Source organism: Massilibacterium senegalense, assembly GCF_001375675.1.
Taxonomy (GTDB): Bacteria; Bacillota; Bacilli; order Bacillales; family Massilibacteriaceae; genus Massilibacterium; species Massilibacterium senegalense.
Genome location: NZ_LN831779.1, coordinates 85304 through 110845, shown reverse-complemented (window position 1 = coordinate 110845; position 25542 = coordinate 85304). Strand labels below are relative to the sequence as shown.

Annotated in this window: 25 protein-coding genes, 2 rRNA genes and 2 other annotated features; all 27 genes read left to right on the top strand. The window is 38.7% G+C overall.

Going from position 1 to position 25542, the window contains the following annotated elements; translation table 11 throughout:
* A 23S ribosomal RNA gene (locus BN1372_RS00630) occupies positions 1 to 134 on the top strand; the annotation flags it as partial.
* A gap of 52 nt (positions 135 to 186) precedes the next feature.
* Positions 187 to 302: ribosomal RNA gene (gene rrf / locus BN1372_RS00625) — 5S ribosomal RNA — on the top strand.
* 309 nt (positions 303 to 611) lie between these two features.
* Entirely contained in the window at positions 612 to 1076 is a 465-nt protein-coding gene (locus tag BN1372_RS00620) for a CtsR family transcriptional regulator (RefSeq protein WP_062196980.1), read from the top strand.
* Between the two features lie 39 nt (positions 1077 to 1115).
* Entirely contained in the window at positions 1116 to 1652 is a 537-nt protein-coding gene (locus BN1372_RS00615; protein ID WP_062196979.1) for a protein-arginine kinase activator protein McsA, read from the top strand.
* On the top strand, positions 1649 to 2713 hold the full coding sequence (locus tag BN1372_RS00610) for a protein-arginine kinase McsB (protein WP_062196978.1): 1065 nt from the start codon (positions 1649 to 1651) through the stop codon (positions 2711 to 2713). The genes BN1372_RS00615 and BN1372_RS00610 overlap by 4 nt, the downstream gene beginning before the upstream one ends.
* Before the next feature lie 16 nt (positions 2714 to 2729).
* The gene (clpC, locus tag BN1372_RS00605; RefSeq protein WP_062196977.1) at positions 2730 to 5153 is read left to right on the top strand and encodes an ATP-dependent protease ATP-binding subunit ClpC; all 2424 of its coding nucleotides are present in this window, start codon (positions 2730 to 2732) and stop codon (positions 5151 to 5153) included.
* 100 nt (positions 5154 to 5253) lie between these two features.
* Complete coding sequence (radA, locus tag BN1372_RS00600) at positions 5254 to 6630, top strand: DNA repair protein RadA (RefSeq protein WP_062196976.1); 1377 nt, start codon at positions 5254 to 5256, stop codon at positions 6628 to 6630.
* A gap of 3 nt (positions 6631 to 6633) precedes the next feature.
* Positions 6634 to 7707 carry a DNA integrity scanning diadenylate cyclase DisA gene (gene disA, locus BN1372_RS00595; RefSeq protein WP_062196975.1) on the top strand — a complete coding sequence of 358 codons (1074 nt, stop codon included), beginning with the start codon at positions 6634 to 6636 and terminating at the stop codon, positions 7705 to 7707.
* A 153-nt stretch (positions 7708 to 7860) separates the two neighbouring features.
* On the top strand, positions 7861 to 8949 hold the full coding sequence (locus tag BN1372_RS00590; RefSeq protein ID WP_062196986.1) for a PIN/TRAM domain-containing protein: 1089 nt from the start codon (positions 7861 to 7863) through the stop codon (positions 8947 to 8949).
* 15 nt (positions 8950 to 8964) lie between these two features.
* Positions 8965 to 9663 (top strand): 2-C-methyl-D-erythritol 4-phosphate cytidylyltransferase, encoded by a 699-nt coding sequence (ispD, locus tag BN1372_RS00585; protein WP_062196974.1) that lies wholly within the window; start codon positions 8965 to 8967, stop codon positions 9661 to 9663.
* Positions 9664 to 10149, top strand: a complete 486-nt coding sequence (ispF, locus tag BN1372_RS00580; protein ID WP_062196973.1) for a 2-C-methyl-D-erythritol 2,4-cyclodiphosphate synthase — start codon at positions 9664 to 9666, stop codon at positions 10147 to 10149. It abuts the gene before it with no gap.
* An 87-nt stretch (positions 10150 to 10236) separates the two neighbouring features.
* Positions 10237 to 11697, top strand: a complete 1461-nt coding sequence (gltX, locus tag BN1372_RS00575; RefSeq protein WP_062196972.1) for a glutamate--tRNA ligase — start codon at positions 10237 to 10239, stop codon at positions 11695 to 11697.
* A gap of 66 nt (positions 11698 to 11763) precedes the next feature.
* Positions 11764 to 11978, top strand: a binding site (T-box leader).
* 428 nt (positions 11979 to 12406) lie between these two features.
* Positions 12407 to 13075: a serine O-acetyltransferase gene (cysE, locus tag BN1372_RS00570; protein WP_062196971.1), complete on the top strand. Its 669-nt coding sequence runs from the start codon at positions 12407 to 12409 to the stop codon at positions 13073 to 13075.
* Positions 13056 to 14456 (top strand): cysteine--tRNA ligase, encoded by a 1401-nt coding sequence (cysS, locus tag BN1372_RS00565; RefSeq protein WP_062196970.1) that lies wholly within the window; start codon positions 13056 to 13058, stop codon positions 14454 to 14456. Before cysE ends, cysS begins: the two co-directional genes overlap by 20 nt.
* Positions 14456 to 14875, top strand: a complete 420-nt coding sequence (locus BN1372_RS00560; RefSeq protein WP_062196969.1) for a Mini-ribonuclease 3 — start codon at positions 14456 to 14458, stop codon at positions 14873 to 14875. Before cysS ends, BN1372_RS00560 begins: the two co-directional genes overlap by 1 nt.
* Positions 14856 to 15629, top strand: a complete 774-nt coding sequence (gene rlmB / locus BN1372_RS00555) for a 23S rRNA (guanosine(2251)-2'-O)-methyltransferase RlmB (protein WP_062196968.1) — start codon at positions 14856 to 14858, stop codon at positions 15627 to 15629. The genes BN1372_RS00560 and rlmB overlap by 20 nt, the downstream gene beginning before the upstream one ends.
* A gap of 2 nt (positions 15630 to 15631) precedes the next feature.
* A complete protein-coding gene (locus tag BN1372_RS00550) occupies positions 15632 to 16156 on the top strand; it encodes an NYN domain-containing protein (protein ID WP_062196967.1) in 525 nt (174 codons plus the stop codon).
* Between the two features lie 25 nt (positions 16157 to 16181).
* Positions 16182 to 16835, top strand: coding sequence for an RNA polymerase sporulation sigma factor SigH (sigH, locus tag BN1372_RS00545; RefSeq protein ID WP_062196966.1), 654 nt, complete (start codon positions 16182 to 16184; stop codon positions 16833 to 16835).
* A gap of 114 nt (positions 16836 to 16949) precedes the next feature.
* The gene (rpmG, locus tag BN1372_RS14415) at positions 16950 to 17099 is read left to right on the top strand and encodes a 50S ribosomal protein L33 (protein ID WP_074018089.1); all 150 of its coding nucleotides are present in this window, start codon (positions 16950 to 16952) and stop codon (positions 17097 to 17099) included.
* Between the two features lie 24 nt (positions 17100 to 17123).
* Positions 17124 to 17315, top strand: coding sequence for a preprotein translocase subunit SecE (gene secE, locus BN1372_RS00540; protein WP_062196965.1), 192 nt, complete (start codon positions 17124 to 17126; stop codon positions 17313 to 17315).
* A gap of 575 nt (positions 17316 to 17890) precedes the next feature.
* Complete coding sequence (gene nusG / locus BN1372_RS00535) at positions 17891 to 18421, top strand: transcription termination/antitermination protein NusG (protein ID WP_062196985.1); 531 nt, start codon at positions 17891 to 17893, stop codon at positions 18419 to 18421.
* A 158-nt stretch (positions 18422 to 18579) separates the two neighbouring features.
* Positions 18580 to 19005 carry a 50S ribosomal protein L11 gene (gene rplK / locus BN1372_RS00530; RefSeq protein WP_062196964.1) on the top strand — a complete coding sequence of 142 codons (426 nt, stop codon included), beginning with the start codon at positions 18580 to 18582 and terminating at the stop codon, positions 19003 to 19005.
* Between the two features lie 59 nt (positions 19006 to 19064).
* On the top strand, positions 19065 to 19811 hold the full coding sequence (rplA, locus tag BN1372_RS00525) for a 50S ribosomal protein L1 (RefSeq protein ID WP_325062673.1): 747 nt from the start codon (positions 19065 to 19067) through the stop codon (positions 19809 to 19811).
* A 43-nt stretch (positions 19812 to 19854) separates the two neighbouring features.
* Positions 19855 to 19990: a sequence feature (ribosomal protein L10 leader region), on the top strand.
* Between the two features lie 27 nt (positions 19991 to 20017).
* The gene (rplJ, locus tag BN1372_RS00520; protein ID WP_062196962.1) at positions 20018 to 20518 is read left to right on the top strand and encodes a 50S ribosomal protein L10; all 501 of its coding nucleotides are present in this window, start codon (positions 20018 to 20020) and stop codon (positions 20516 to 20518) included.
* Between the two features lie 55 nt (positions 20519 to 20573).
* A complete protein-coding gene (rplL, locus tag BN1372_RS00515; protein ID WP_062196961.1) occupies positions 20574 to 20939 on the top strand; it encodes a 50S ribosomal protein L7/L12 in 366 nt (121 codons plus the stop codon).
* 196 nt (positions 20940 to 21135) lie between these two features.
* Positions 21136 to 21735: a class I SAM-dependent methyltransferase gene (locus BN1372_RS00510; protein ID WP_062196960.1), complete on the top strand. Its 600-nt coding sequence runs from the start codon at positions 21136 to 21138 to the stop codon at positions 21733 to 21735.
* A gap of 231 nt (positions 21736 to 21966) precedes the next feature.
* Complete coding sequence (gene rpoB / locus BN1372_RS00505; protein WP_062196959.1) at positions 21967 to 25512, top strand: DNA-directed RNA polymerase subunit beta; 3546 nt, start codon at positions 21967 to 21969, stop codon at positions 25510 to 25512.
* Positions 25513 to 25542: the final 30 nt, after the last annotated feature.

The following is a 25542-nucleotide window of genomic DNA, read 5'->3' as shown; positions in this document are numbered from 1 at the left end:
GCCCCCCTCAAGATGAGATTTCCCATAGCGTAAGCTAGTAAGACCCCTTATAGATGATGAGGTTGATAGGTCTGGTGTAGAAGCGTGGTGACACGTGTAGCTGACAGATACTAATCGGTCGAGGGCTTATCCTAATACTAAATTGGTTGTACAATATTCGTTATTTGGTTTTGAAAGAATAACTTGTCTGGTGATAATGGCAAAGAGGTCACACCCGTTCCCATGCCGAACACGGAAGTTAAGCTCTTTTGCGCCGATGGTAGTGAGGGGTTTCCCCTTGTGAGAGTAGGACGTTGCCAGGCAACTGAGAAAAGAAGTTAGTGAACATTCACTAACTTCTTTTTTTGCGTGGTGAAAGCAAGAGAAAAATAGGAATATTATAAACTAAAAAAGGTAATGATATAAGTAAGGAACTTAACAGAATGATAGAAGAAATTGATTCAGCCAAAAAGAGAAAAAATGTCGAGTCACACAATAGTTTAGTGGAGATATCTTGCAACAATGGTAGCGAGCAAAGAAAGGGAAAGGTAAATTAGTTGCAACAATAAAAAAACCATTTTATAATGTGATTAAGGTCAAAGATAGTCAAAGTCAGAGAAGGGGGAGGGACGGTGCGAAATATTTCAGATGTTATTGAGGCGTATTTAAAACGAATCTTGAATATCAGTGAAGAAAAAGTGATAGAGATAAAGCGTAATGAGATAGCTGAACAATTTCAATGCGTGCCCTCACAAATTAATTATGTTATCAATACTCGCTTTACGATGGAAAAAGGATATGTTGTGGAAAGTAAACGAGGTGGTGGAGGATATATTCGAATTATTAAGGTTGAATTAGATAATCATGTTCATTTAATTGATCAACTACTCCATCTTATTGGACATCAAATTTCACAACATTCAGCAGAAGATGTAATCCTTCGTTTATTAGAAGAAGATGTGATTACGAAGCGAGAAGCAAATATGATGATGAGTGTAATGGATCAATCACTCTATGACCATGTACAAAATATAGATGAATTAAGGGCTACGATTTTAAAAACGATGATTTATACATTACGATATCGAATACGGTAATTTTAAAGCCATTCTGAAAAAGGGGGGGCATTTATTCGTATGCTTTGTCAACAATGTCAACAACGAGAAGCTACATTGCACTTTACGAAAATTGTGAATGGGCAAGTAGAAGAAGTGCATGTGTGTGAACAGTGTGCAAGAGAAAAAGGGAAACATATTCCTGGTTCTAATAGTTTTTCAATTCATGATTTATTAAGTGGATTACTTAGTTTTGAGCAACCATTTCAACAAAAACAGTCTGTTTCATATGTACAAGAAGAACATTGTCCGACTTGTAACATGACATTTGAACAAGTCGTCAAACGTGGAAGATTTGGTTGTACGGATTGTTATCACACGTTTAAGAATCGAATAGATCCCATTTTAAAACGTGTACACGGTGGCAATACGGAACATCGAGGGAAAGTCCCAAAACGAGCTGGGGTAGATCTTCATATGAAAAAACAAATAGAAGAGTTGAAACGACAGTTACAACAATGTGTGGAAAAAGAGGCATTTGAAGAAGCTGCTACGATTCGTGATCAAATTAAGCGTTTAGAAAAGCAGTTAACGGATAGTCGGGGTGAGTCATCATGAGTTTACATCCATTTTTTAATGAAGCGATGAGCCCTTGGATGAAACAAGAAGGACCTGAAGCGGATATCGTGTTAAGCAGTCGAGTTCGCTTAGCAAGAAATTTAAAAAACTTCCCTTTTTCCACCATTGCGGATGAAGAAAAGAATGCAACACTCATTTGTCATCTTCAAGAAAAGATTAGGATAGAAGATTTACAATCATTTGATCAATTTGAATGGATATTGATGGATGAAATTGAACCGATTGAAAAGTTAGCATTAGTCGAAAAGCATTTGATTAGTCCAAGTTTAGCAAGCGAATCTTTGCATGGAGCTGTTTTTTTGAATCGTCAAGAATCCGTCAGTGTCATGGTGAATGAAGAAGATCATATTCGTATCCAATGTTTATATCCGGGTTTTCAATTAGAAGAAGCATTGCAATTGGCAAATAAAGTCGATGATTTTTTAGAAAAACGTTTAGATTATGCATTTGATGAAAAATACGGATATTTAACTAGTTGTCCAACGAACGTCGGAACTGGATTGCGAGCATCCGTTATGATGCATTTACCTGTTTTAACGTTGACCGGACAAATAAATCGAATTATCCCAGCAATTAATCAAGTTGGTTTTGTCGTTCGTGGTATTTACGGAGAAGGTAGTGAAGCGAGAGGAAATCTATTTCAAGTTTCGAATCAAATGACGCTAGGAAAAACAGAGAAGGATATGATTCATGATTTAGAAGGAATAACGTTACAGCTTATTCAACATGAACGTCGGGCTCGGGAACAGTTGTTTCATGCATCGAGGATTCAACTAGAAGATAAAGTCTTTCGCTCCTATGGACTGTTAGCGAACAGTCGCATTATCGAATCAAAAGAAGCAGCAAAATGTTTGTCTGATGTTCGTTTAGGAATAGATTTGGGTATTATTAAAGGAATATCACGAAATATTTTAAGTGAACTAATCATTCTGACACAACCAGGATTTTTACAAAAATATGCAGGTAAACCACTAACTGCTCTAGAACGAGATATTCGAAGGGCAACACTTATTCGAGAACGATTACAAGTAGAATCATAAGGAGGCGTATGTGTCTATGATGTTTGGTAGATTTACAGAACGTGCACAGAAAGTATTAGCTCTTGCACAAGAAGAAGCAGTGCGTTTAGGGCATAACAATATTGGAACAGAACATATTTTACTCGGGTTAGTCCGTGAAGGAGAAGGAATTGCTGCCAAAGCTTTATTAGCATTAAACCTAAATCCAGAAAAAATTCAAGAAGAAGTAGAAACGTTAATCGGTCGTGGAGAAGAAGGACAACAACCACTTCATTATACACCGCGTGCGAAAAAAGTCATTGAATTATCGATGGATGAAGCACGTAAATTAGGTCATACGTACGTTGGAACAGAACATATTTTACTTGGATTAATTCGTGAAGGAGAAGGCGTAGCTGCTCGTGTGTTAAATAACTTAGGTGTAAGTTTAAATAAAGCGCGCCAGCAAGTGCTACAACTTTTAGGAAGTACAGAACCGAACGGAAATAACGGGCAACAACCACAAATGAATGCAAATACCCCTACGCTAGATAGTTTAGCTCGCGATTTAACTGCGGTGGCAAAAGAAGGGACATTAGATCCTGTTATTGGGCGTAGCAAAGAAATTCAACGTGTGATCGAAGTATTAAGCCGCAGAACAAAAAACAATCCGGTATTAATCGGGGAACCGGGTGTCGGGAAAACGGCTATTGCAGAAGGGTTAGCACAACAAATTATTAATAACGAGGTGCCAGAAACGCTTCGCGATAAACGTGTGATGACATTAGATATGGGTACTGTTGTTGCAGGTACGAAATACCGCGGAGAATTCGAAGATCGTCTGAAAAAAGTAATGGACGAAATTCGTCAAGCAGGCAACGTTATTCTCTTCATTGATGAGTTACACACGTTAATTGGTGCAGGTGGCGCGGAAGGTGCTATTGATGCTTCCAACATTTTAAAACCTGCACTAGCTCGTGGGGAATTGCAATGTATTGGTGCGACAACACTGGATGAATACCGAAAATATATTGAAAAAGATGCAGCGTTAGAACGTCGTTTCCAACCAATTCAAGTTGATGAGCCAACGAACGACGAATCTATTCAAATTTTAAAAGGGTTACGCGATCGTTACGAAGCGCATCACCGCGTAACAATTACAGATGAAGCAATAGAAGCTGCTGTAAAATTATCAGATCGCTACATTTCGGACCGTTTTTTACCTGATAAAGCGATTGACTTAATTGATGAAGCAGCATCAAAAGTTCGTTTACGTTCGTATACAATTCCACCTAATTTAAAAGAACTCGAAAATAAATTAGAAGAAGTGCGGAAAGAAAAAGAAGCAGCGGTACAAAGCCAAGAGTTTGAAAAGGCAGCATCATTACGCGATTCTGAACAACGTTTAAGTGAAGAACTAGAAGAGACAAAACAACAATGGAAAGCGAAACAAGGCCAGGAAAATAGCGAAGTAACCGCACAGGACATTGCTATGGTTGTGACGAGCTGGACAGGAGTTCCCGTCACAAAGTTAGAACAAGAAGAGACAGAACGTTTATTGAATATGGAAAACATTCTTCATAAACGTGTCATTGGTCAAGAAGAAGCCATTAAAGCTATTTCGAAAGCGGTTCGTCGTGCGCATGCTGGATTAAAAGATCCGAAACGTCCAATCGGCTCCTTTATTTTCCTCGGTCCAACAGGTGTCGGGAAAACAGAATTAGCCCGTGCGGTAGCAGAATCACTGTTTGGTGATGAAGATGCGATTATCCGAATTGACATGAGTGAATACATGGAAAAACACGCGACAAGTCGTCTTGTTGGTTCTCCGCCTGGTTATGTTGGATATGAAGAAGGTGGACAATTAACAGAAAAAGTACGTCGTAAACCATATTCTGTCGTGCTATTAGATGAAATTGAAAAAGCACATCCAGAAGTATTTAATATTTTACTTCAAGTACTAGAAGATGGTCGTTTAACGGACTCGAAAGGTCGTACCGTTGATTTTAGAAATACGGTTATTATTATGACGTCGAATGTCGGTGCAAGTACATTAAAACGACAAAAACATCTTGGATTTGTGGTTGAGTCTAGTGATTCAGCATATAAAGATATGAAGGCAATAGTGTTAGAGGAATTGAAACGTTCTTTCCGACCAGAGTTTTTAAACCGGATTGATGAAACGATTGTATTCCATCCTCTTGAAAAACCTCATATTGAAGAAATCGTGAAATTGATGGTCAAAGAGTTGCAAGTACGTATGAAAGAGCAAGACATGGAATTATCGTTAACGGATGCTGCGATTAAGAAAATTACCGAAGAAGGATTTGATCCAGAATACGGAGCTCGTCCGTTACGTCGAGCTTTACAAAGAAAAGTGGAAGATTTATTATCGGAAGAGCTTTTAAAAGGAACGATTAAAAAAGGACAAAGCGTACAAGTAGATTATGCAGATGATCAATTTATTGTAAAATCGTTGTAAGAAAGAAGCTGGAAGAGAAATAACGTTTCTTCCAGCTTTTTTTTACGTTACAATAAAAGTAATGAAGAATACGTTTAAATAGTAATAAAGGGGGGAGAACATGGCGAAACAGAAAACAAAATTTGTTTGTACAGAATGTGGCTACGAATCACCGAAATGGATGGGGAAATGTCCAGGGTGTGGGACGTGGAATACGATGGTGGAAGAAGTCGTGGTAACGGAAAAAAGTCGCCATCAACCATTTGGTACATCAAGTGATCGAAGAAGTTTAAAAGCAACTCCGATTACCAACGTAGAGCGAACCGATGAAATTCGGATACAAACGAAAATGAAAGAGTTTAATCGCGTGTTAGGTGGCGGTGTGGTTCCTGGTTCGTTAATTTTGATTGGTGGTGACCCTGGGATTGGGAAATCGACACTGTTACTACAAATGTCCGCGCAATTAGCTTCGTTAAACCACCCTGTTTTATACATTTCTGGGGAAGAATCGATGAAACAAACGAAGATTCGAGCAGATCGACTTCATATCGCGACCGAAAAATTATTTCTATTGTCTGAAACCAATTTAGAATTGATTGAACATATGATTAAAGAAATGCAACCACGATTTGTCGTCATTGACTCCATTCAAACAATTTACCGGGAAGACATTACGAGCGCTCCTGGAAGTGTGTCGCAAGTACGGGAATGTACAGGGCATATTATGCGTCTTGCTAAAACGTTAAATATTGCGATTTTTATCGTGGGACATGTGACGAAAGACGGAGCGATTGCAGGACCGAGAATGCTTGAGCATATGGTTGATACGGTTCTTTATTTTGAAGGGGAACGTCATCATACGTACCGGATTTTACGGGCGGTTAAAAACCGATTTGGTTCTACGAATGAAATGGGCATTTTTGAAATGAAAGAGGAAGGGTTAGCAGAAGTATTAAATCCTTCAGAAATTTTTCTTGAAGAACGGACAAATGGGGTGGCTGGTTCTACAGTTGTCGCTTCGATGGAGGGGACGCGGCCGATGCTTGTGGAGATTCAAGCACTCGTATCACCGACCAGCTTTGGTAATCCGAGGCGGATGGCAACAGGAGTAGACCATAACCGAATTTCACTATTAATGGCTGTGCTTGAAAAACGAGTTGGAATGTTATTACAAACACAAGATGCATATATTAAAGTAGCGGGTGGTGTGAAAATTGATGAGCCCGCAATTGATTTAGCCATTGTCGTCAGTATTGCGTCAAGTTTCCGCGATGAACCTACTCGTCCAACCGATGTATTTATTGGAGAAGTTGGGTTAACAGGAGAAGTGAGACGTGTGTCGCGTATCGAGCAGCGCGTGGCAGAAGCGGCTAAATTAGGTTTTCAACGAATGATTATTCCAGCAAAAAACTTAGGTAACTGGACGACTCCAAAAAGGGTAGAAGTGATTGGGGTCGAAACCGTTTCGGATGCTTTGTATTATGCACTAGGGGGATAAAGGATGGAACAACAAAAGAAAGAGTTATCGCTAAAAGATATTTTACACATCGTTGCACCAGGATCACCGCTCCGAGACGGGATGGATAATGTATTACGTGCGAATACAGGTGGGTTAATTGTCCTCGGTTATAGTGACAAAATGAAGAAAATTGTCGATGGTGGGTTCCAATTACACTGTTCGTATTCTCCATCTTTTTTATATGAATTATCCAAAATGGACGGAGCGATTATATTAAGCAATGATGTATCCAAAATTTTATATGCCAATACACAATTAACACCGGATCCAAACATTGAAACGAGCGAAACAGGAATGCGTCATCGTACGGCAGAACGGGTTGCAAAACAGACGGGACATCTCGTGATTGCGATTTCACAACGCCGTAATGTCATTACCCTGTATCAAGGTGATTTTAAATATTCGTTACAAGACATGGGGATGATTTTAACAAAAGCGAATCAAGCATTGCAAACGTTAGAAAAATATAAAAACGTATATGAACAAAGTATTACGAATTTAGGTGCGTTAGAGTTAGAGGAATTGGTAACGTTTCATGATGTCGTACAAGTGATTCATCAAATTGAAATTGTGTTGCGGATTAAAAATGAAATTTTAAGTTATGTGGACGAACTCGGAACAGAAGGTCGTCTCATTCAAATGCAAATGGATGAACTCGTTTCAAATATCGATAAAGAAGCAAAGTTGCTTATTAAAGACTATGCAAAAGACACGAATGTTAGTGTGAATAAGTTGTTAGACACATTGAAAAAATCGATGCGGGACGAATTGCTAGAAGATCAGACGATTATGAAATTGTTAGGGTATTCTAATTTTTCGAATTTACGAGATGAAATTGTGGCACCAAAAGGATATCGTATTTTGCATAAAATTCCACATTTACCTTCTAGCGTTATCGATAATATTGTCGAACGTTTTAAAGTGATTAACAATGTGATGAAAGCGACTATTGAAGAGTTAGATGATGTGGATGGAATTGGAGAAGTGCGTGCCCGTAAAGTAAAGGAAGGGTTAAAACGAATCGAAGACCAATTATTCTTTGAACGACATGTTTGATTCTTTTGTGTCTGTAATAAAAATGTACTATTTACTTCTTGGAAAAAGGGAATGTAAGACATAACAAGAAGTTAATTGACGAAAGCTTTTAATAATAGCAGGTTTAAAATAAAGATTTCACCACATAATGGATAAGGAGGTGACGCTGTTATGATTATTAAACGAATTATTCAAATTTTATTAACGTTTATCGGGAGTGTGCTTGGTTACTTTTATGGTCCGAACTTCTTTAGTGTAACGGATATTTTTCCAACTTGGATATACCATCCGTTCTCCGGTGCGATTTTAGGTGGACTTATATTTTTTGTTTTCTCGCTTTGGCTAGCAGATCTTATCGTGGAATTTTTTAAATTAGTAGAAGAACGTATTGTGAAAGCGCCTGTGGCGGATTTGTTATTCGGGACACTAGGGTTAATTATCGGATTAATTGTTGCTTTTTTCTCGCAACTACCGTTAAGCGCGTTAAATATTGAGTTAATTAATATGATTTTAATTCCGTTGATTACGATTTTTTTAGGCTATTTAGGTTTTCAAGTTGGATTCCGAAAACGCGATGAGTTAATGGGGGTCTTTTCTTTCCAAGGCCGTATGCAACAAAAGGAAAAACAGTTGAAACGAGAGTATGAAGAAGGACGTCATTTGAAAATTTTAGATACGAGCGTCATTATTGACGGACGGATTGCAGATATTTGTCAAACGGGCTTTTTAGAAGGTGTACTCGTAATCCCGCAGTTCGTGTTAGAAGAATTACAACATATTGCAGATTCTTCTGATGCATTAAAACGAAACCGCGGTCGACGAGGATTAGATATTTTAAATAAAATTCAAAAGGAATTAGATATTCCGGTTGAAATTTATGAAGGCGACTTTGAAGATATTCAAGAAGTAGATAGCAAGTTAGTTAAATTAGCAAAAATCACGTCAGGCGTTGTCGTAACGAATGATTTTAATTTAAATAAAGTATGTGAATTACAAAAAGTAGCAGTATTAAATATTAATGATTTAGCGAATGCAGTAAAACCAGTTGTGTTACCAGGGGAAGAATTACACGTGCAAGTCATTAAAGACGGAAAAGAGCACAATCAAGGCGTAGCATATTTAGATGATGGTACAATGATTGTAGTAGAAGAAGGACGTAATTATATCGGTCAAACAATCGAAGTGATTGTAACGAGTGTTCTTCAAACATCAGCGGGGCGAATGATTTTTGCAAAGCCAAAACCGCTTGAAAAAGCATTGTAAAAATAGGTGAATGACATGACATATGAAGTAATTGTATTAGCAGCTGGACAAGGAAAACGAATGGGTGCATCGAAAAATAAGCAACTTATTGAAATCAATCAGATTCCGATGATTGTTCATACGTTATTGGTGTTTGAAAAAGATAATTGGTGTGAACGTATTATTTTAGTCGGTGCCCCGCTCGAATTAGATATTTTAGCATCGCTTGTAAACGAATATGGGTTAGCGAAAGTAGATTGTATTACACCGGGTGGGAAAGAACGGCAACATAGTGTGTACGAAGGGTTAAAAAATGTTTCTTCGGAAGAAGCAATTGTGTTAATCCACGACGGTGCGCGCCCTTTTATTATGATAGACGCAATCCACCGCTTAGTAGAGAAAGTGTCAGTGTACGGTGCAGCAATTGTAGCCGTACCGGTAAAAGATACGATTAAAAAAGTAGAAAATGAAATCGTAACCGAAACAGTGGATCGAAAAAGCTTGTGGGCGGTTCAAACGCCACAAGCTTTTCGCTTGTCCACGATTCAAGCAGCGCATGATAAAGCGTTAGCAGAGGGTATGCTAGGAACAGATGATGCTAGCCTTGTAGAATATGCGGGAGGTTTTGTCTCGATTGTTCCAGGGGATTACGATAATATTAAAATAACAACACAAGAAGACTTATATTTCGCAAAAGCGATTTTAGAAAAACGGAAAGCACAAGGAGGCAACTAGATGTTTCGTGTGGGACAAGGTTTTGATGTACATAAATTAGTAGAAGGTCGCCCGCTCATTATTGGCGGTATTACGATTCCTTATGAAAAAGGATTGCTTGGGCATTCCGATGCAGACGTGTTACTTCATGCTGTAACGGACGCATGTTTAGGTGCAAGTGGCGAAGGGGATATCGGTCGTCATTTCCCAGATACCGATAGGAAGTATAAAGATGCAGATTCTAAAAAATTGTTAGCAGATGCCTTTCAATTAGTAAAAGAAAAAGGGTATGAACTCGTCAATATTGATTGTACGATTATGGCGCAAAAGCCAAAAATGGCACCGCACATTCAAGCGATGAAAGAACAAATCGCTACGTTGCTAGAAGCATCGGTAGAACAAGTGAATGTAAAAGCAACAACAACGGAACAACTTGGATTCGTCGGTCGGGAGGAAGGGATCGCAGCGCTTTCTGTTGTGATGTTACAAAAACGGGAAACTGTTTAAGTGGCTTGTGTGCTGCTACTTAACGAGCATTAGATTTGGTGTTACAATAAAGATTGTTTAAAAGAATGGAATGGAAGGTGTATAAGCATGTCAGAAGAAATAAGAGTGCGCTTCGCTCCGTCACCAACAGGTCATTTACATATCGGCGGTGCACGTACAGCTTTATTTAACTATTTATTTGCGCGTCATAACAATGGGAAATTTATCGTTCGAATTGAAGATACAGACCAAGAGCGTAACATTGAAAATGGGGAAGAAAAAATTTTCAGTAGTTTAAAATGGCTCGGTTTAGAATGGGATGAAAGTATTGATGTAGGCGGAGACTTTGGCCCGTACCGAAGCATGGATCGGTTAGATATTTATAAAAAATATGTAGATCAACTGCTCGCAGAAGGAAAAGCTTATTATTGTTACATGACAAAAGAAGAGCTTGAAAAAGAACGGGAAGAGCAGCTTGCACGCGGAGAAATGCCAAAATATAGCGGTGCTCATCGCAATTTAACAGCAGAACAACGCGAAGCATTTGAAAAAGAAGGACGTACACCAGTTGTTCGTTTCCGTGTACCAGAAGGCCAAGTAATTGCATTTGACGATGCAGTACGTGGACATGTAGAATTTGAATCAGACGGTATCGGTGACTTCATCATTGCTCGTACTGGTGGCATTCCGACGTATAACTTTGCGGTAACAGTGGACGATTATTTAATGAAAATTACCCATGTTATTCGTGCGGAAGAACATTTATCTAACACACCACGACAAGTATTAATCTATCAAGCACTTGGTTGGGAAGTCCCTACATTTGCACACGCATCGTTAATTTTAAATGAAGATCGTCAAAAAATGAGTAAACGCGATGAATCGATTATTCAATTTGTTGAACAATATGCAGAGCTCGGTTATTTACCAGAAGCAATTGTAAACTTTATTGCACTTCTCGGTTGGTCTCCTATTGGGGAAGAAGAGATCTTTACTTTAGATCAATTAATCGAACAATTTTCATTAGAGCGCGTGTCTAAATCACCAGCTGTTTTTGATACGAAAAAATTAGCATGGATGAATAACCAATACATGAAACAAAAAGAGTTAGAGGACGTTGTAAAATTAAGTGTGCCACACTTACAAAAAGCAGGATGTTTGCCAGAAACGTTAACACCAGAACAAGAACAATGGGCACGAGAATTAGTGAGCTTGTACCAAGAACAAATGAGCTATGGTGCGGAGATTGTCGAATTAACAGATATTTTCTTCCGTGAACATATCGATTATGACGAAGAAGCACGTACAATATTAGAAGAAGAACAAGTAAAAGAAGTATTTGCTGGGTTATTGGAACAATTAGATGCTGCGGAAGATTTTTCACCAGAATCGATTAAAAAAGCCATTAAAGCAACACAAAAAGCAACTGGACATAAAGGGAAAAAATTATTTATGCCAATTCGTGTTGTGACAACAGGTGCTACACACGGACCGGAACTTCCTAATGCCCTCCATCTATTAGGAAAAGACGTTGTAATAAATCGCTTAAAAAAATGGCTTGAGGCGTAAAAAGCTATTTTATTCACTTTTCTTGTAGTTTATAATATGATAATATCAAGAAAAGCGATGAAGAAAATGAAAACGTTGATGAGGAAAAGTAAAAAGTTTCCCGTTATGATAGAGAGAACTGTCACTGGCTGAAAGCAGTTTATAACGACACTTTTGAACATGCACCTCGGAGTCTTTTATCGAAAAAATGTTGAGTAGATAAAAGCGGGTCACGCCCGTTAGAAAGTGCAAAGTGAGGGGAAACCTAAACAGAGTGGGACCGCGCAAACAGCGTCTCTGTGTTTTTATGGACACAGGGGCGCTTTTTTTTATCATCCAGCTGCGATAGGCTAACGCTTTCCGCTATAAGTCAAAGTGCTCCAGAGGCAAAGACCGCCTTTTCCGCCCTTCGCCTTATAGCTCCGTCGTTAAGCGAGCCCATCTCCGCTTTTTTTATCATCCAGCTCCGGGCGCTAGGGGCTCGAGTCATAAGCCATCTTGCTCCATGAGGAAAAATCACCTCATTGCGCAAGCTGTCTTATGCTTGTCGTCCCTGAACGAACGCCCTGCGCTTTTTTTATCATCCAGCTCTGGGAGGTTAGCGACTGCCGTAATAAGTCCCCCGATTCCAGAGGCAAAGAGGCGCCTCTTCCATCGTGTGCCTTATTACTCTGTCGCAAAGTAAGCCCCCCTGCGCTTTTTTTATACACGATAGTTGGAGGGATGTACGATGTTTTTTAAATTATTAAAAGAAGATGTAGATGTTGTATTTGATCAAGACCCAGCAGCGAGAAATTATTTTGAAGTAATTACAACCTATTCGGGGTTACACGCGATTTGGATGCACCGGATAGCCCATGGATTATGGAAGTATAAATTTAAATATTTGGCACGAGTGCTGTCTCAATTTAGCCGGTTTTTAACCGGCATTGAAATTCATCCTGGTGCTAAAATAGGCAGGCGCTTTTTTATCGACCATGGGATGGGGGTAGTGATTGGCGAAACGTGCGAAATTGGAGATAATGTGACGATTTATCAAGGTGTTACTTTAGGTGGAACAGGGAAAGAAAAAGGGAAACGGCATCCGACGATTGAGGATAATGTGTTAATTGCAACGGGTGCGAAAGTGTTAGGTTCGATTACGATTGGAAAAAACTCAAAAGTAGGCGGGGGTTCTGTCGTTTTAAAAAATGTACCGCCTAATTCAACAGTCGTTGGCATTCCTGGACGTGTCGTTGTGCAAGATGGAAAACGAGTAACGCATCAATTAAATCATCACGAATTACCAGATCCAGTAGCGGACCGGATGCAACGATTAGAAGAAGAAATTCAACAACTAAAACAACAATTGGAACAAAACATAAGGAGTGAAAAGGAAAATGGCAATTCAAATTTATAATACATTAACAAGAAAAAAAGAGCCGTTTGAACCGTTGGAGCAAGGGAAAGTAAAAATGTACGTGTGCGGACCTACGGTATACAACTATATTCATATCGGAAATGCGAGACCGGCGATTGTATTTGATACCGTTCGTCGTTATTTTGAATATCGTGGATATGACGTGCAATATGTATCAAACTTTACCGATGTAGATGATAAATTAATTAAAGCAGCAAAAGAATTAAATACAGACGTGACGACGATTGCAGAGCGTTTTATCCAAGCTTATTTTGAAGATGTAAGTGCGCTTGGAGTGAAACAAGCAGACGTTCATCCGCGGGTAACGGAATGTATTCCAGAAATCATTTCCTTTATTGAAACGTTAGTCGAAAAAGGATTTGCCTATGAAGTAGATGGCGATGTGTATTTTAGAACGCGCGAGTTTGAAGGATACGGAAAGCTTTCGCAACAACCGGTGGATGAATTGCAAGCGGGAGCAAGAATTACTGTTGGGGATAAAAAAGAAGACCCATTAGACTTTGCGTTATGGAAAGCAGAAAAAGAAGGCGAAATTTCTTGGGATAGTCCGTGGGGCAAAGGTCGTCCAGGATGGCATATTGAATGTTCTGCAATGATTCATAAATATTTAGGGGAAACAATTGACATCCATGCAGGTGGACACGATTTAACATTCCCGCATCATGAAAATGAAATCGCCCAATCAGAAGCGATGACAGGAAAACCATTTGCTAACTATTGGATGCATAATGGATATATTAATATCAACAATGAGAAAATGTCGAAGTCACTTGGAAACTTTATTTTAGTTCATGACATCATTCAACAATATTCTCCGCAAGTCATTCGCTTTTTCATGTTATCGGTCCATTACAGACACCCAATCAACTTCAACGAGGAATTGATTCAAAGTGCACAAAATGGATTTGAACGAATTCAAACGGTTCTTCAAAATGTGAAGCATCGACTCGAAAAAACGGTGAATTTAGGGGAAAAAGACGATGAATGGTTAGCGACTATCGGACAATACCGCGACCGATTCATCGAAGAAATGGATGATGATTTTAATACAGCGAATGCCGTATCGATTTTATTTGAATTAGCAAAAGAAGCAAATAAATATTTACAAGAAACGAATACGACAGAAAAAGTATTAATGGAATTTTTACAAATATTTAACGAAATTTTAACGGTATTAGGCATTAATATGGAAACAAAAGAGGCGCTATTAGACGAAGAAATAGAAGAGCTGATTCAAAAACGTAACAAAGCAAGAAAAGAGAGGCATTTTCAGTTAGCAGATCAAATTCGTGATCAATTAAAAGAACAAGGAATCATCTTAGAAGATACACCACAAGGAATTCGTTGGAGAAGAGGATAATGGAAAAACAAGAGGTAAGACAATTAAATGGTCTTGCGCTGGCGTATATGGGAGATGCCATTTTAGAAACGTATATTCGTCGATACTTAATTGAGCAAGGAAAGGTACGACCGAATAAATTGCATCAAGCAGCGACGCATTACGTATCAGCAAAAGCGCAAGCAAGAGTCGCATATGCACTTTTAGAAGCAGAAATGCTAACAGATGAAGAAGTGCAAATTATTAAGCGAGGAAGAAATGCGAAATCACACGCATCACCAAAAAATACAGATATGAAAACGTATCGTCTTTCAACCGGTATGGAAGCTTTACTTGGATATTTATATTTACAACAATCAACAGACCGACTCCATGAAATCATTGATTTCACGATAAAGGTTGTAGAAGAAGGGACAGAAAATGGTGGAACAAGTTCATAATGAAGAATGGATCGTTGGGAAAAACCCAGTCATCGAAGCATTAAAAGCGAACCGGCCGATTAATAAAATTTTGATTGCAGAAGGCACTCAAAAAGGGCAAGTACAAAAAGTGAAAGAATTAGCTAAACAAAAGAAAATCGTTGTTCAACACGTACCAAAACAAAAAATTGACGGGCTTATTGGTCCCGTTCATGGCGCGATGCAACACCAAGGGGTTGTTGCATCGGTTGCCCCTTATTCTTATGCGTCATTAGATGATTTATTTCAAGCAGCAGAAGAAAAAAAGGAGCAACCATTCTTTCTTATTTTAGATGAAATAGAAGATCCCCATAATCTTGGTTCGATTATGCGAACAGCAGATGCTGTTGGTGCACATGGCATTATTATTCCGAATCGACGTTCGGCGCAATTAACGGCCGTTGTAGCAAAAACATCAGCGGGAGCGATCGAATATGTACCGGTTTGTCGTGTCACAAACTTAGCGCAAACGATAGAAGAGTTAAAACAACGCGGTGTATGGATTGTCGGTACCGATGCTTCTGCGAAAGATGATTTTCGCTCATTAGATGGAGATATGCCACTTGCAATCGTCATCGGGAGCGAAGGAAAAGGCATTAGTCGACTCGTATTAAAGCACTGTGACTTCGTCTATTCATTGCCGATGAAAGGACAAGTTACATCGTTAAATGCTAGTGTCGCAGGCAGTTTATTGATGTATGAAGTCTTTCGAAAACGAGCGGTAACCGGAGAATAGCGATGGAGATTTTACTTGTAGACGGTTATAACGTTATCGGCGCTTCGTATGATTTGCAAAAATTAAAAGAAGAAGACTTTGCTAAAGCGCGGGATCAACTAGTGGAAATGATGGCGGAATATAAGGCATATAAAGGACTTCGTGTCATCGTTGTGTTTGACGCCCACCTACAAAAAGGTGTGGAAAAAACATCTACCTATGCTGGTGTGGAAGTGATTTATACGCAAGAAAAAGAAATTGCAGATAAAAAAATTGAAAAGTTGGCTATACAATTAAATAACGCCAAAACACAAATTACAGTCGCAACGAGTGACTATACAGAACAATGGCAAATTTTTGGGCAAGGGGCTTTACGTATTTCTGCAAGGGAATTATTGAGGGAGATTGAAAAAATGCGCAAGGATATTGAGGTCGATATTGGTGAAATGCAAGCACCTCGCAATCAACAAAAAGTAACCGTTTCAGATGTTTTTCCAAAAGAAGTAACGGAAAAATTAGAACAGCTACGGAGAGGAAATGCACCTTAAAAAATAAAGGATAGCGATCGGAGGAATGGGCATGAGCTTAAAAAAGAATCAAGTATTGGTGGAATATCGTGATTTAACAGATGCAGAATTAGTCACAATGGGGAGAAATGGGGATGCGCAAGCATTAGAGTTTATCATTCATAAATATAAACATTTTGTCAGAGCAAAAACGAGATCGTACTTTTTAATCGGAGCCGATCGAGAAGATATTTTCCAAGAAGGAATGATTGGATTATATAAAGCGATTCGAGATTTCAAGGAAGATAAACCTTCCTCCTTTAAAGCATTTGCAGAATTATGTGTAACGAGACAAATCATTACAGCAATTAAAACAGCTACACGACAAAAACATATTCCCTTAAATTCGTATGTTTCATTAGATAAACCAATTTTTGATGATGAATCTGATCGCACTTTATTAGACGTTATTACGGGTTCAAAAGTAATGGATCCGGCACAGTTAATTATTAATCAAGAAGAACTGATGGCCATTGAAGAGAAAATGTCCGAAGTATTAAGTGAATTAGAAAAACAAGTATTAATGCTTTATTTAGATGGACGGTCGTACCAAGAAATTTCAGAAGATTTAAACCGACATGTAAAATCGATTGACAATGCATTGCAACGAGTAAAACGAAAATTAGAACGTTCGTTAGAAGCAGGGGAAGTAGGTAGATAAACCTACTTCTTTTCCTTCTTATTATCTACTATATGCTTTGTTGACATGCTTTCCGTTACTATGATAAATTCGATAGAGGGAAAAATTCCAAAAAGTATGTTTTGGGGGATTTACATGAAAAAGAAAGTGTCATTAGCTTGCATTAATTGTGGCACCCGTAATTATTCAACGGTTAAAAGTACAGAAGCGAGTCAGATGCGTTTAGAGATAAAGAAATTTTGTAGTCGTTGTAATGCACACACGTTGCACAAAGAAGCGAAGTAATAGAATGACCTTGGAGGTACAATCATGGCAGACTTCAAAAAACCAGTTCGATTTTTGGGTGAAGTAAAAAGCGAGACAAAAAAAGTATCTTGGCCAAAACGAGAAGAATTAACTCGTTATACTGTAACTGTATTGTTAACAGTTATATTTTTTGCTGCTTTTTTTGCACTTGTTGATTTTGGATTATCTTCGCTCGTTGGTTGGATTACAAAGTAAGTAATCGTTATCGCGAGTGAAACACGTGTTACGTAAGTTGGTCATTGTATAGGAAAACAAATGATGAAAAGCGGGAAAATAATGCGACGCTAGGGATTCAAGGCATAAGCTGTATTGCTTGTCGTCCCTGAGCAAGCGTCTTCCGCTTTTTGATCATCTAGCTGCGATGGGCTAACAACTTCTGCTATAAGGAAAAGTGCTACAGAGGCAAAGCCCGCCTCTTTCGCTCTTTGCCTTATAGCTCCGTCGTTAAACGAGCCCATCTCCGCTTTTTGATTAATCTAGCTCCGGGAGGCTAGCGACTGCCGTAATAAGTCACCCGATTCCAGAGGCAAAGAGACGCCTCTTCCATCGTGCGCCTTATTACTCTGTCGCTAAGCAAGCCTCCCTCCGCTTTTTGATTAATCTAGCTGCGGGCGCTAGGGGCTTGAGTCATAAGCTGTATTGCTCCATGAGGAAAGAACATCTCATTCCGCAATCCATCTTATGCTTGTCGCCCCTGAACGAGCGCCCTCCGCTTTTTGATTAAAGACTTGTCCTAATTAAGGAGGGAAGGACGTTTAGTCCTAATGTTTATGGAAAAAAGATGGTATGTATTACACACGTATTCAGGGTATGAAAATCGAGTGAAAACGAACCTTGAAAAACGTGTAGAATCAATGGGTATGCAAGATAAAATTTTTCGTGTAGTCGTTCCAGAAGAAGAGGAACGCGAAATAAAAAATGGAAAAGAAAAAATTACGAAAAAACGAATCTTCCCAGGGTATGTCATTGTAGAAATGATTATGACAGACGATTCTTGGTATGTTGTTCGTAACACACCAGGAGTTACTGGGTTCGTTGGTTCAGCAGGTGCAGGAAGTAGACCTACACCATTATTAGAAGAAGAAGCAGATCGAATTTTAAAACAAATGGGGATGGATTTCCCATCAGACTTTGACTTCGAATTAGAAGAAACAGTTAAAGTAAAAGAAGGTCCATTTGCTAATCAAATGGGGCCAATTATCGAAATTGATATGGATAAAAAACGTGTTACTGTTCAAGTCGATATGTTCGGTCGTGAAACGCCAGTGGAATTAGATTTTTCGCAAATTGAAAAAATCTAATTATTTTTCTTGAATTTTTTTCGGACAAATGATAAGATTTTAATGTTCTTTATTGTCTTTGAGACAAAAATTGATTATGATATATAATCAATATGTTTATATGAGTGGGAGGACTATATGTCCATGTACCACATCACGGACTTAAGGAGGTGTGTCTCGTGGCTAAAAAAGTAATCAAAATGGTAAAATTACAAATCCCTGCAGGTAAAGCGAATCCAGCTCCACCGGTAGGTCCAGCATTAGGTCAAGCTGGTGTTAACATTATGGGATTCTGTAAAGAGTTCAACGCTCGTACTGCTGATCAAGCTGGTTTAATTATTCCAGTTGAAATTACGGTATTTGAGGACCGTTCATTTACATTCATCACAAAAACTCCACCGGCAGCCGTTCTTCTTAAAAAGGCAGCTGGTATCGATACTGCTTCAGGTGAACCAAACCGTAAAAAAGTAGCAACAGTAAAACGCGATAAAGTTCGCGAAATCGCAGAAACAAAAATGCCGGATTTAAATGCGGCTGATGTGGAAGCTGCTATGCGTATGGTTGAAGGTACAGCACGTAGTATGGGAATTGTGATTGAAGACTAATTCTCTCTTGTAATGAAAGGTTGTAAGCGTGGGAGTTCCCTTGTTTGCAGCCTTTATTCGTGGGAGGTCTATCCGTTAAAACCACAAAAGAGGAGGACATTTTTAAAATGGCAAAACGCGGAAAAAAATATGTAGAGGCGGCAAAAAAAATTGACCGTCAAAAATCTTATGATTTAACAGAAGCAGTTGGATTAGTAAAAGAAACTGCAGTTGCAAATTTCGATGAAACAATTGAATTAGCATTTCGTTTAGGAGTGGACCCTAAAAAAGCGGATCAACAAATTCGTGGTGCGGTAGTATTACCAAATGGTACAGGTAAAACTCAAAAAGTTTTAGTTTTCGCAAAAGGTGAAAAACTAAAAGAAGCAGAAGCTGCAGGTGCAGATTATGTTGGCGATGTAGAATACATCAACAAAATTAATCAAGGTTGGTTTGATTTTGACGTTGTTGTAGCAACTCCAGACATGATGGCTGAAGTTGGTAAATTAGGTCGTGTATTAGGTCCTAAAGGTTTAATGCCAAATCCTAAAACAGGTACAGTAACATTTGATGTAACAAAAGCAATCAACGATATTAAAGCTGGTAAAGTAGAATACCGTATAGATAAAGCTGGTAACGTTCAAGTTCCAGTTGGTAAAAAATCGTTTGATAACGAAAAACTACAAGAAAACATCCTTGCAATGGTAGACGCAATTGTGAAAGCAAAACCAGCAGCGGCGAAAGGTACGTACATGAAAAGCGTAACAATCGCTTCTACAATGGGTCCTGGTATCCGTGTGAATACACAAGATATCGTAAAAAAATAATTGACAATGATGATAGCTCCCGGTATAATTATCGGTGGTTGAAAAGTTAATAGATTTCATACCGTAGACAGTAGGTGCTTTTTAGCTTAATTTCCTACCGAGGTGTGTGAACGAATAGATCGTATATACGTTTATTCTAAGCACCTCCATGTCTTTGGAGGTGCTTTTTGTTTGCGGTATGGTACTTTTCTATAGGAGGTGTAATCATGAACGCAGCAATCGAAAGAAAAGCAGCACAAGTTGCTGAAATTACAGCGAAATTAAAAGATAGTAAATCAACAGTTTTAGTTGATTACCGTGGTTTAAATGTTGCAGAAGTAACAGAACTTCGTAAACAACTTCGTGAAGCTGGTTGTGAGTTTAAAGTATATAAAAATACATTATCTCGCCGTGCAGCAGAAGAAACTGGTTTTGGAGAAATCAATGAATTTTTAGTTGGACCAACAGCTATTGCTTTCAATAGTGAAGATGCAGTGGCTTCAGCTAAAGTTTTAAATGATTTCGCAAAAACACACGAAGCATTAGAAATTAAGGCTGGTATTATCGAAGGTAATATTACTCCAGTAGATGAAGTGAAAGCAATCGCTGAACTTCCATCTCGCGAAGGATTACTTTCTATGCTTCTTAGCGTGCTTCAAGCACCAATGCGTAACTTTGCTCTTGCAACGAAAGCAGTTGCAGAACAAAAAGAAGAACAAGGTGCGTAAGTTTAGATTACGGTTAGTATAAAAATTATAACGAATGTTAAGGAGGAAAAATAACATGACGAAAGAACAAATCATTGAAGCGATTAAAGAGATGACTGTTTTAGAATTAAACGACTTAGTTAAAGCAATTGAAGAAGAATTTGGTGTAACTGCAGCTGCTCCTGTAGCAGTAGTTGGTGGCGGTGCTGAAGCAGGTGGCGACGCTGAACAAACTGAATTTGACGTTGTTTTAGAAGAAGCAGGCGCAGGTAAAATCAAAGTAATTAAAGTAGTTCGCGAAATCACTGGCTTAGGCTTAAAAGACGCTAAAGAATTAGTTGACGGAGCTCCAAAACCAATTAAAGAAGGCGTTGCGAAAGAAGAAGCTGAAGAAATCAAAGCGAAACTTGAAGAGGTAGGCGCTAAAGTAACTGTAAAATAATTGTTTTCACAAATAAAAAGCTCGCTACTATAGCGAGCTTTTTTTCGTTGGTTTTTAAAGTAAATAGTTAGAGAACGAAAGCGGGTTGCTAGAAAGGAATTTATTTGCTTTTGGCGAACCAATATTAGGAGAGAACAGCGAAAAAGTAGTTTTAACTATGAAGGTAGCGAAAACATGAGTAGAAAAGAGTGAGACCATGGCTGATCATTACTATACAGACAAACCTACTTCAGAAAGTAATCGGACGACGTATACAACGACGATTAGTGGAGAAATGTTTCGTTTTACAACGGATGCAGGAGTGTTTTCGAAAAATGATTTAGATTTTGGCACGCGTGTGTTAGTAGAAGCGCTCGATATTTCCGATGGTGATTCCGTTTTGGATGTAGGCTGTGGATACGGGCCAATCGGATTGTACGTGGCAAAAACATATCCAGAAAAACAAGTATGGATGATTGACGTGAACGAACGTGCCTTGTCGTTAGCGGAAGAAAATGCGGCGCAAAATAATGTGCAAAACGTTCATATAAAGAAAAGTTATTTGTTTGAACAAGTAGAAAAAAAAGATTTTTCTACTATTATTTCAAATCCGCCGATTCGTGCAGGGAAAGCGGTTGTGCATCAGTTATTTGAAGATGCTTATGCGCATTTAGCGCCAGGCGGAGAATTGTGGATTGTGATTCAAAAGAAGCAAGGAGCACCATCTGCATTAGATAAATTAGCATCTATTTTTGCGGATGTAGAAGTTGTGACGAAGAAAAAAGGATATTTTATTATTCAAGCAAAAAAATCTTGACTCATTGACATGTTTATGATAGCATTGTAAAATGCCAATGTATTCATAAATAGATGGTTTTTCTATCTTTTTCTTATTACTATGTATAAAAGAAAATAAAATGGGAAAAACTTTACCATCATCAGTGTGTAAGAATATGGTTTTCGATTGTGAAACCATTTTCTTTTTTGTCTAGTCAAAACACTAGATCGAATACAGTTGATAAAAAGCTGGATTAGAGGGGTGAATCAGTTGACAGATCAACTAGTTCAGTACGGACGCCACCGCCAACGTAGAAGCTATGCACGAATTTCAGAAGTGTTAGAATTACCTAATTTAATTGAAATTCAAACAGCTTCATACCAATGGTTTCTTGATGAGGGATTAAAAGAGATGTTTCACGATATCTCCCCAATCGAGGATTTTACAGGAAATTTAGTTTTAGAATTTATTGATTACAGTTTAGGAGAACCGAAATATTCGGTAGAAGAGTCGAAAAACCGTGATGTTACATATTCGGCGCCTCTTCGCGTAAAAGTACGTCTCATCAATAAAGAAACAGGTGAAGTAAAAGAGCAAGAAGTATTTATGGGTGATTTCCCGTTGATGACCGAAACAGGTACCTTCATTATCAATGGTGCAGAACGGGTCATTGTATCTCAGCTCGTACGTTCACCGAGTGTTTACTATAGTGAAAAAATCGATAAAAACGGTAAAAAAGGGTTTACTGCTACCGTTATTCCAAACCGTGGGGCATGGTTAGAATACGAAACAGATGCAAAAGATGTTGTATATGTTCGTATTGACCGGACGCGTAAACTGCCAGTAACGGTCCTTTTACGTGCACTTGGGTTTGGGTCTGATCAAGAAATCATCGATTTAATCGGAGATAATGAGTATTTACGCAATACACTTGAAAAAGACAATACAGATAGCGTAGAAAAAGCGTTATTAGAAATTTATGAACGTCTTCGTCCTGGAGAACCTCCAACAGTGGAAAATGCTAAAAGTCTATTAGTTTCACGTTTCTTTGATCCGAAACGATACGATTTAGCGAATGTTGGACGCTATAAAATTAATAAAAAACTTCATATTAAAAACCGTTTGTTTAACCAAAAGCTTGCGAAACCAGTGGTCGATCCTGAAACAGGTGAAATTTTAATGGAAGCAGGCGAAATTTTAGATCGTCGTAAATTAGATCGTATTCTACCAGCATTAGAAGAAAATCTTGCAGTGTATTCGGTAAAACCAAACGGTGGAGTATTAGAAGACGAAGAAGTCTTTTTACAGGCATTTGAAATCTCTGTTAGCCAAGGTGCAGATGTAGAACAAACTATTACGGTTATCGGCAATAACAATGTGGAAAAAGAAGTGAAACACATTACAGCAGCTGATATCATCGCTTCTATTAGCTACTTCTTCAATCTACTACATGGTGTTGGATTCACAGATGATATTGATCATCTAGGTAACCGTCGTTTGCGCTCTGTAGGGGAACTTTTACAAAACCAATTCCGAATCGGGTTATCTCGTATGGAACGTGTAGTACGTGAAAGAATGTCGATTCAAGATACAAACTCTATTACACCTCAAGCGTTAATTAACATTCGTCCGGTTATTGCATCTATTAAAGAGTTCTTTGGTAGTTCGCAATTGTCGCAATTTATGGACCAAACAAACCCATTAGCTGAATTAACACATAAACGTCGTTTATCAGCATTAGGTCCTGGTGGGTTAACACGTGAACGCGCAGGATTCGAAGTGCGTGACGTTCACTATTCTCACTATGGTCGTATGTGTCCAATTGAAACGCCAGAGGGACCGAATATCGGGTTAATTAACTCGTTATCTTCTTTTGCGAAAGTAAATGCATATGGATTTATCGAAACGCCATATCGTCGTGTTGACCCAGAAACAGGTCGTGTGACAGATGTTATCCATTACTTAACAGCAGACGAAGAAGATAATTACGTAGTAGCCCAAGCGAACGCTCGTTTAGGTGAACAGGGTGAATTTTTAGATGAAGATGTTATCGCTCGTTTCCGCGGGGAAAACATTATTACAAAACGAGAAAACATCGACTACATGGATGTATCACCAAAACAAGTAGTGTCCGCTGCGACGGCTTGTATTCCTTTCTTAGAAAATGATGACTCGAACCGTGCGCTAATGGGTGCGAACATGCAACGTCAAGCTGTTCCATTAATGCGTCCAGAAGCACCAATTGTCGGTACAGGGATGGAGTATGTGTCAGGGAAAGACTCAGGTGCCGCAATTGTATCGAAACATGAAGGAATTGTGGAATACGTAGAAGCAGATGAAATTAAAATTCGTCGCGTAGAAGTAGTAGATGGAAATGAAGTACAAGGTGATTTTGTTTCTTATCCATTATTAAAATTTGTTCGTTCTAACCAAGGAACTTGCTACAACCAACGCCCAATCGTAAAAGCTGGCGATCGTGTGAAAAAAGGTGAAATTTTAGCCGATGGTCCATCGATGGATAATGGCGAATTAGCATTAGGACGTAACGTTCTTGTTGGCTTTATGACATGGGAAGGTTACAACTATGAAGATGCGATTATTATGAGTGAACGTCTTGTGAAAGATGATGTATATACATCGATTCACATTGAAGAATATGAATCAGAAGCACGTGATACAAAATTAGGTCCTGAAGAAATTACACGCGACATTCCAAACGTTGGGGAAGATGCACTTCGTAATTTAGATGACCGTGGAATTATTCGTATCGGTGCAGAAGTAGTAGACGGAGATATTTTAGTTGGTAAAGTAACGCCAAAAGGTGTAACAGAATTAACAGCAGAAGAACGTCTATTACATGCTATCTTTGGTGAAAAAGCACGGGAAGTACGTGATACATCTTTACGTGTACCGCATGGTGGGGGCGGAATTGTCCTAGATGTGAAAGTATTTAATCGAGAAGATGGAGATGAATTACCACCAGGTGTTAACCAATTAGTACGTGTGTTTATCGTACAAAAACGTAAAATTCACCAAGGGGATAAAATGGCCGGTCGTCACGGTAACAAAGGGGTTATCTCTCGTATTTTACCGGAAGAAGAAATGCCGTTCTTACCAGACGGGACACCAATTGATATTATGTTAAATCCACTTGGGGTACCTTCTCGGATGAACATAGGTCAAGTATTAGAGCTTCATTTAGGAATGGCTGCTCGTGAGTTAGGTATTCACGTAGCAACTCCTGTATTTGACGGAGCAAACGAAGAAGATGTTTGGTCAACATTAGAAGAAGCTGGATTACCACGCGACGGAAAAACAGTCCTTTATGATGGACGTACAGGTGAACCGTTAGACAACCGTGTTTCTGTCGGGGTTATGTATATGATCAAACTTGCTCACATGGTTGATGATAAATTACATGCTCGTTCTACAGGTCCTTACTCACTTGTAACGCAACAACCACTCGGAGGGAAAGCACAATTCGGTGGACAACGTTTCGGTGAGATGGAAGTTTGGGCACTTGAAGCATATGGAGCAGCATATACACTACAAGAAATCTTAACCGTAAAATCAGATGATGTAGTTGGTCGTGTGAAAACATACGAAGCAATTGTCAAAGGTGACAATGTTCCTGAACCAGGTGTTCCGGAATCATTCAAAGTACTTATTAAAGAATTGCAAAGTCTCGGTATGGATGTAAAAATTCTATCGGGCGATGAAGAAGAAATTGAAATGCGTGACCTTGATGATGAAGATACACCATCAGCAGAAAAATTAAATTTAAATGTCGATGCTGATGTGGACACAGAAGCTTAATAAGGAAAAACCTGGATGCGAAAAGGGAGG

What these genes read in the sequence shown, in the direction of transcription:
- BN1372_RS00615 (WP_062196979.1), top strand. Translation starts at nt 1,116, where the DNA reads ATGCTTTGTCAACAATGTCAACAACGAGAAGCTACATTGCACTTTACG.
- BN1372_RS00610 (WP_062196978.1), top strand. Translation starts at nt 1,649, where the DNA reads ATGAGTTTACATCCATTTTTTAATGAAGCGATGAGCCCTTGGATGAAA.
- clpC (WP_062196977.1), top strand. Translation starts at nt 2,730, where the DNA reads ATGATGTTTGGTAGATTTACAGAACGTGCACAGAAAGTATTAGCTCTT.
- radA (WP_062196976.1), top strand. Translation starts at nt 5,254, where the DNA reads ATGGCGAAACAGAAAACAAAATTTGTTTGTACAGAATGTGGCTACGAA.
- disA (WP_062196975.1), top strand. Translation starts at nt 6,634, where the DNA reads ATGGAACAACAAAAGAAAGAGTTATCGCTAAAAGATATTTTACACATC.
- ispD (WP_062196974.1), top strand. Translation starts at nt 8,965, where the DNA reads ATGACATATGAAGTAATTGTATTAGCAGCTGGACAAGGAAAACGAATG.
- ispF (WP_062196973.1), top strand. Translation starts at nt 9,664, where the DNA reads ATGTTTCGTGTGGGACAAGGTTTTGATGTACATAAATTAGTAGAAGGT.
- gltX (WP_062196972.1), top strand. Translation starts at nt 10,237, where the DNA reads ATGTCAGAAGAAATAAGAGTGCGCTTCGCTCCGTCACCAACAGGTCAT.
- cysE (WP_062196971.1), top strand. Translation starts at nt 12,407, where the DNA reads ATGTTTTTTAAATTATTAAAAGAAGATGTAGATGTTGTATTTGATCAA.
- cysS (WP_062196970.1), top strand. Translation starts at nt 13,056, where the DNA reads ATGGCAATTCAAATTTATAATACATTAACAAGAAAAAAAGAGCCGTTT.
- BN1372_RS00560 (WP_062196969.1), top strand. Translation starts at nt 14,456, where the DNA reads ATGGAAAAACAAGAGGTAAGACAATTAAATGGTCTTGCGCTGGCGTAT.
- rlmB (WP_062196968.1), top strand. Translation starts at nt 14,856, where the DNA reads ATGGTGGAACAAGTTCATAATGAAGAATGGATCGTTGGGAAAAACCCA.
- BN1372_RS00550 (WP_062196967.1), top strand. Translation starts at nt 15,632, where the DNA reads ATGGAGATTTTACTTGTAGACGGTTATAACGTTATCGGCGCTTCGTAT.
- sigH (WP_062196966.1), top strand. Translation starts at nt 16,182, where the DNA reads ATGGGCATGAGCTTAAAAAAGAATCAAGTATTGGTGGAATATCGTGAT.
- rpmG (WP_074018089.1), top strand. Translation starts at nt 16,950, where the DNA reads ATGAAAAAGAAAGTGTCATTAGCTTGCATTAATTGTGGCACCCGTAAT.
- secE (WP_062196965.1), top strand. Translation starts at nt 17,124, where the DNA reads ATGGCAGACTTCAAAAAACCAGTTCGATTTTTGGGTGAAGTAAAAAGC.
- nusG (WP_062196985.1), top strand. Translation starts at nt 17,891, where the DNA reads ATGGAAAAAAGATGGTATGTATTACACACGTATTCAGGGTATGAAAAT.
- rplJ (WP_062196962.1), top strand. Translation starts at nt 20,018, where the DNA reads ATGAACGCAGCAATCGAAAGAAAAGCAGCACAAGTTGCTGAAATTACA.
- rplL (WP_062196961.1), top strand. Translation starts at nt 20,574, where the DNA reads ATGACGAAAGAACAAATCATTGAAGCGATTAAAGAGATGACTGTTTTA.
- BN1372_RS00510 (WP_062196960.1), top strand. Translation starts at nt 21,136, where the DNA reads ATGGCTGATCATTACTATACAGACAAACCTACTTCAGAAAGTAATCGG.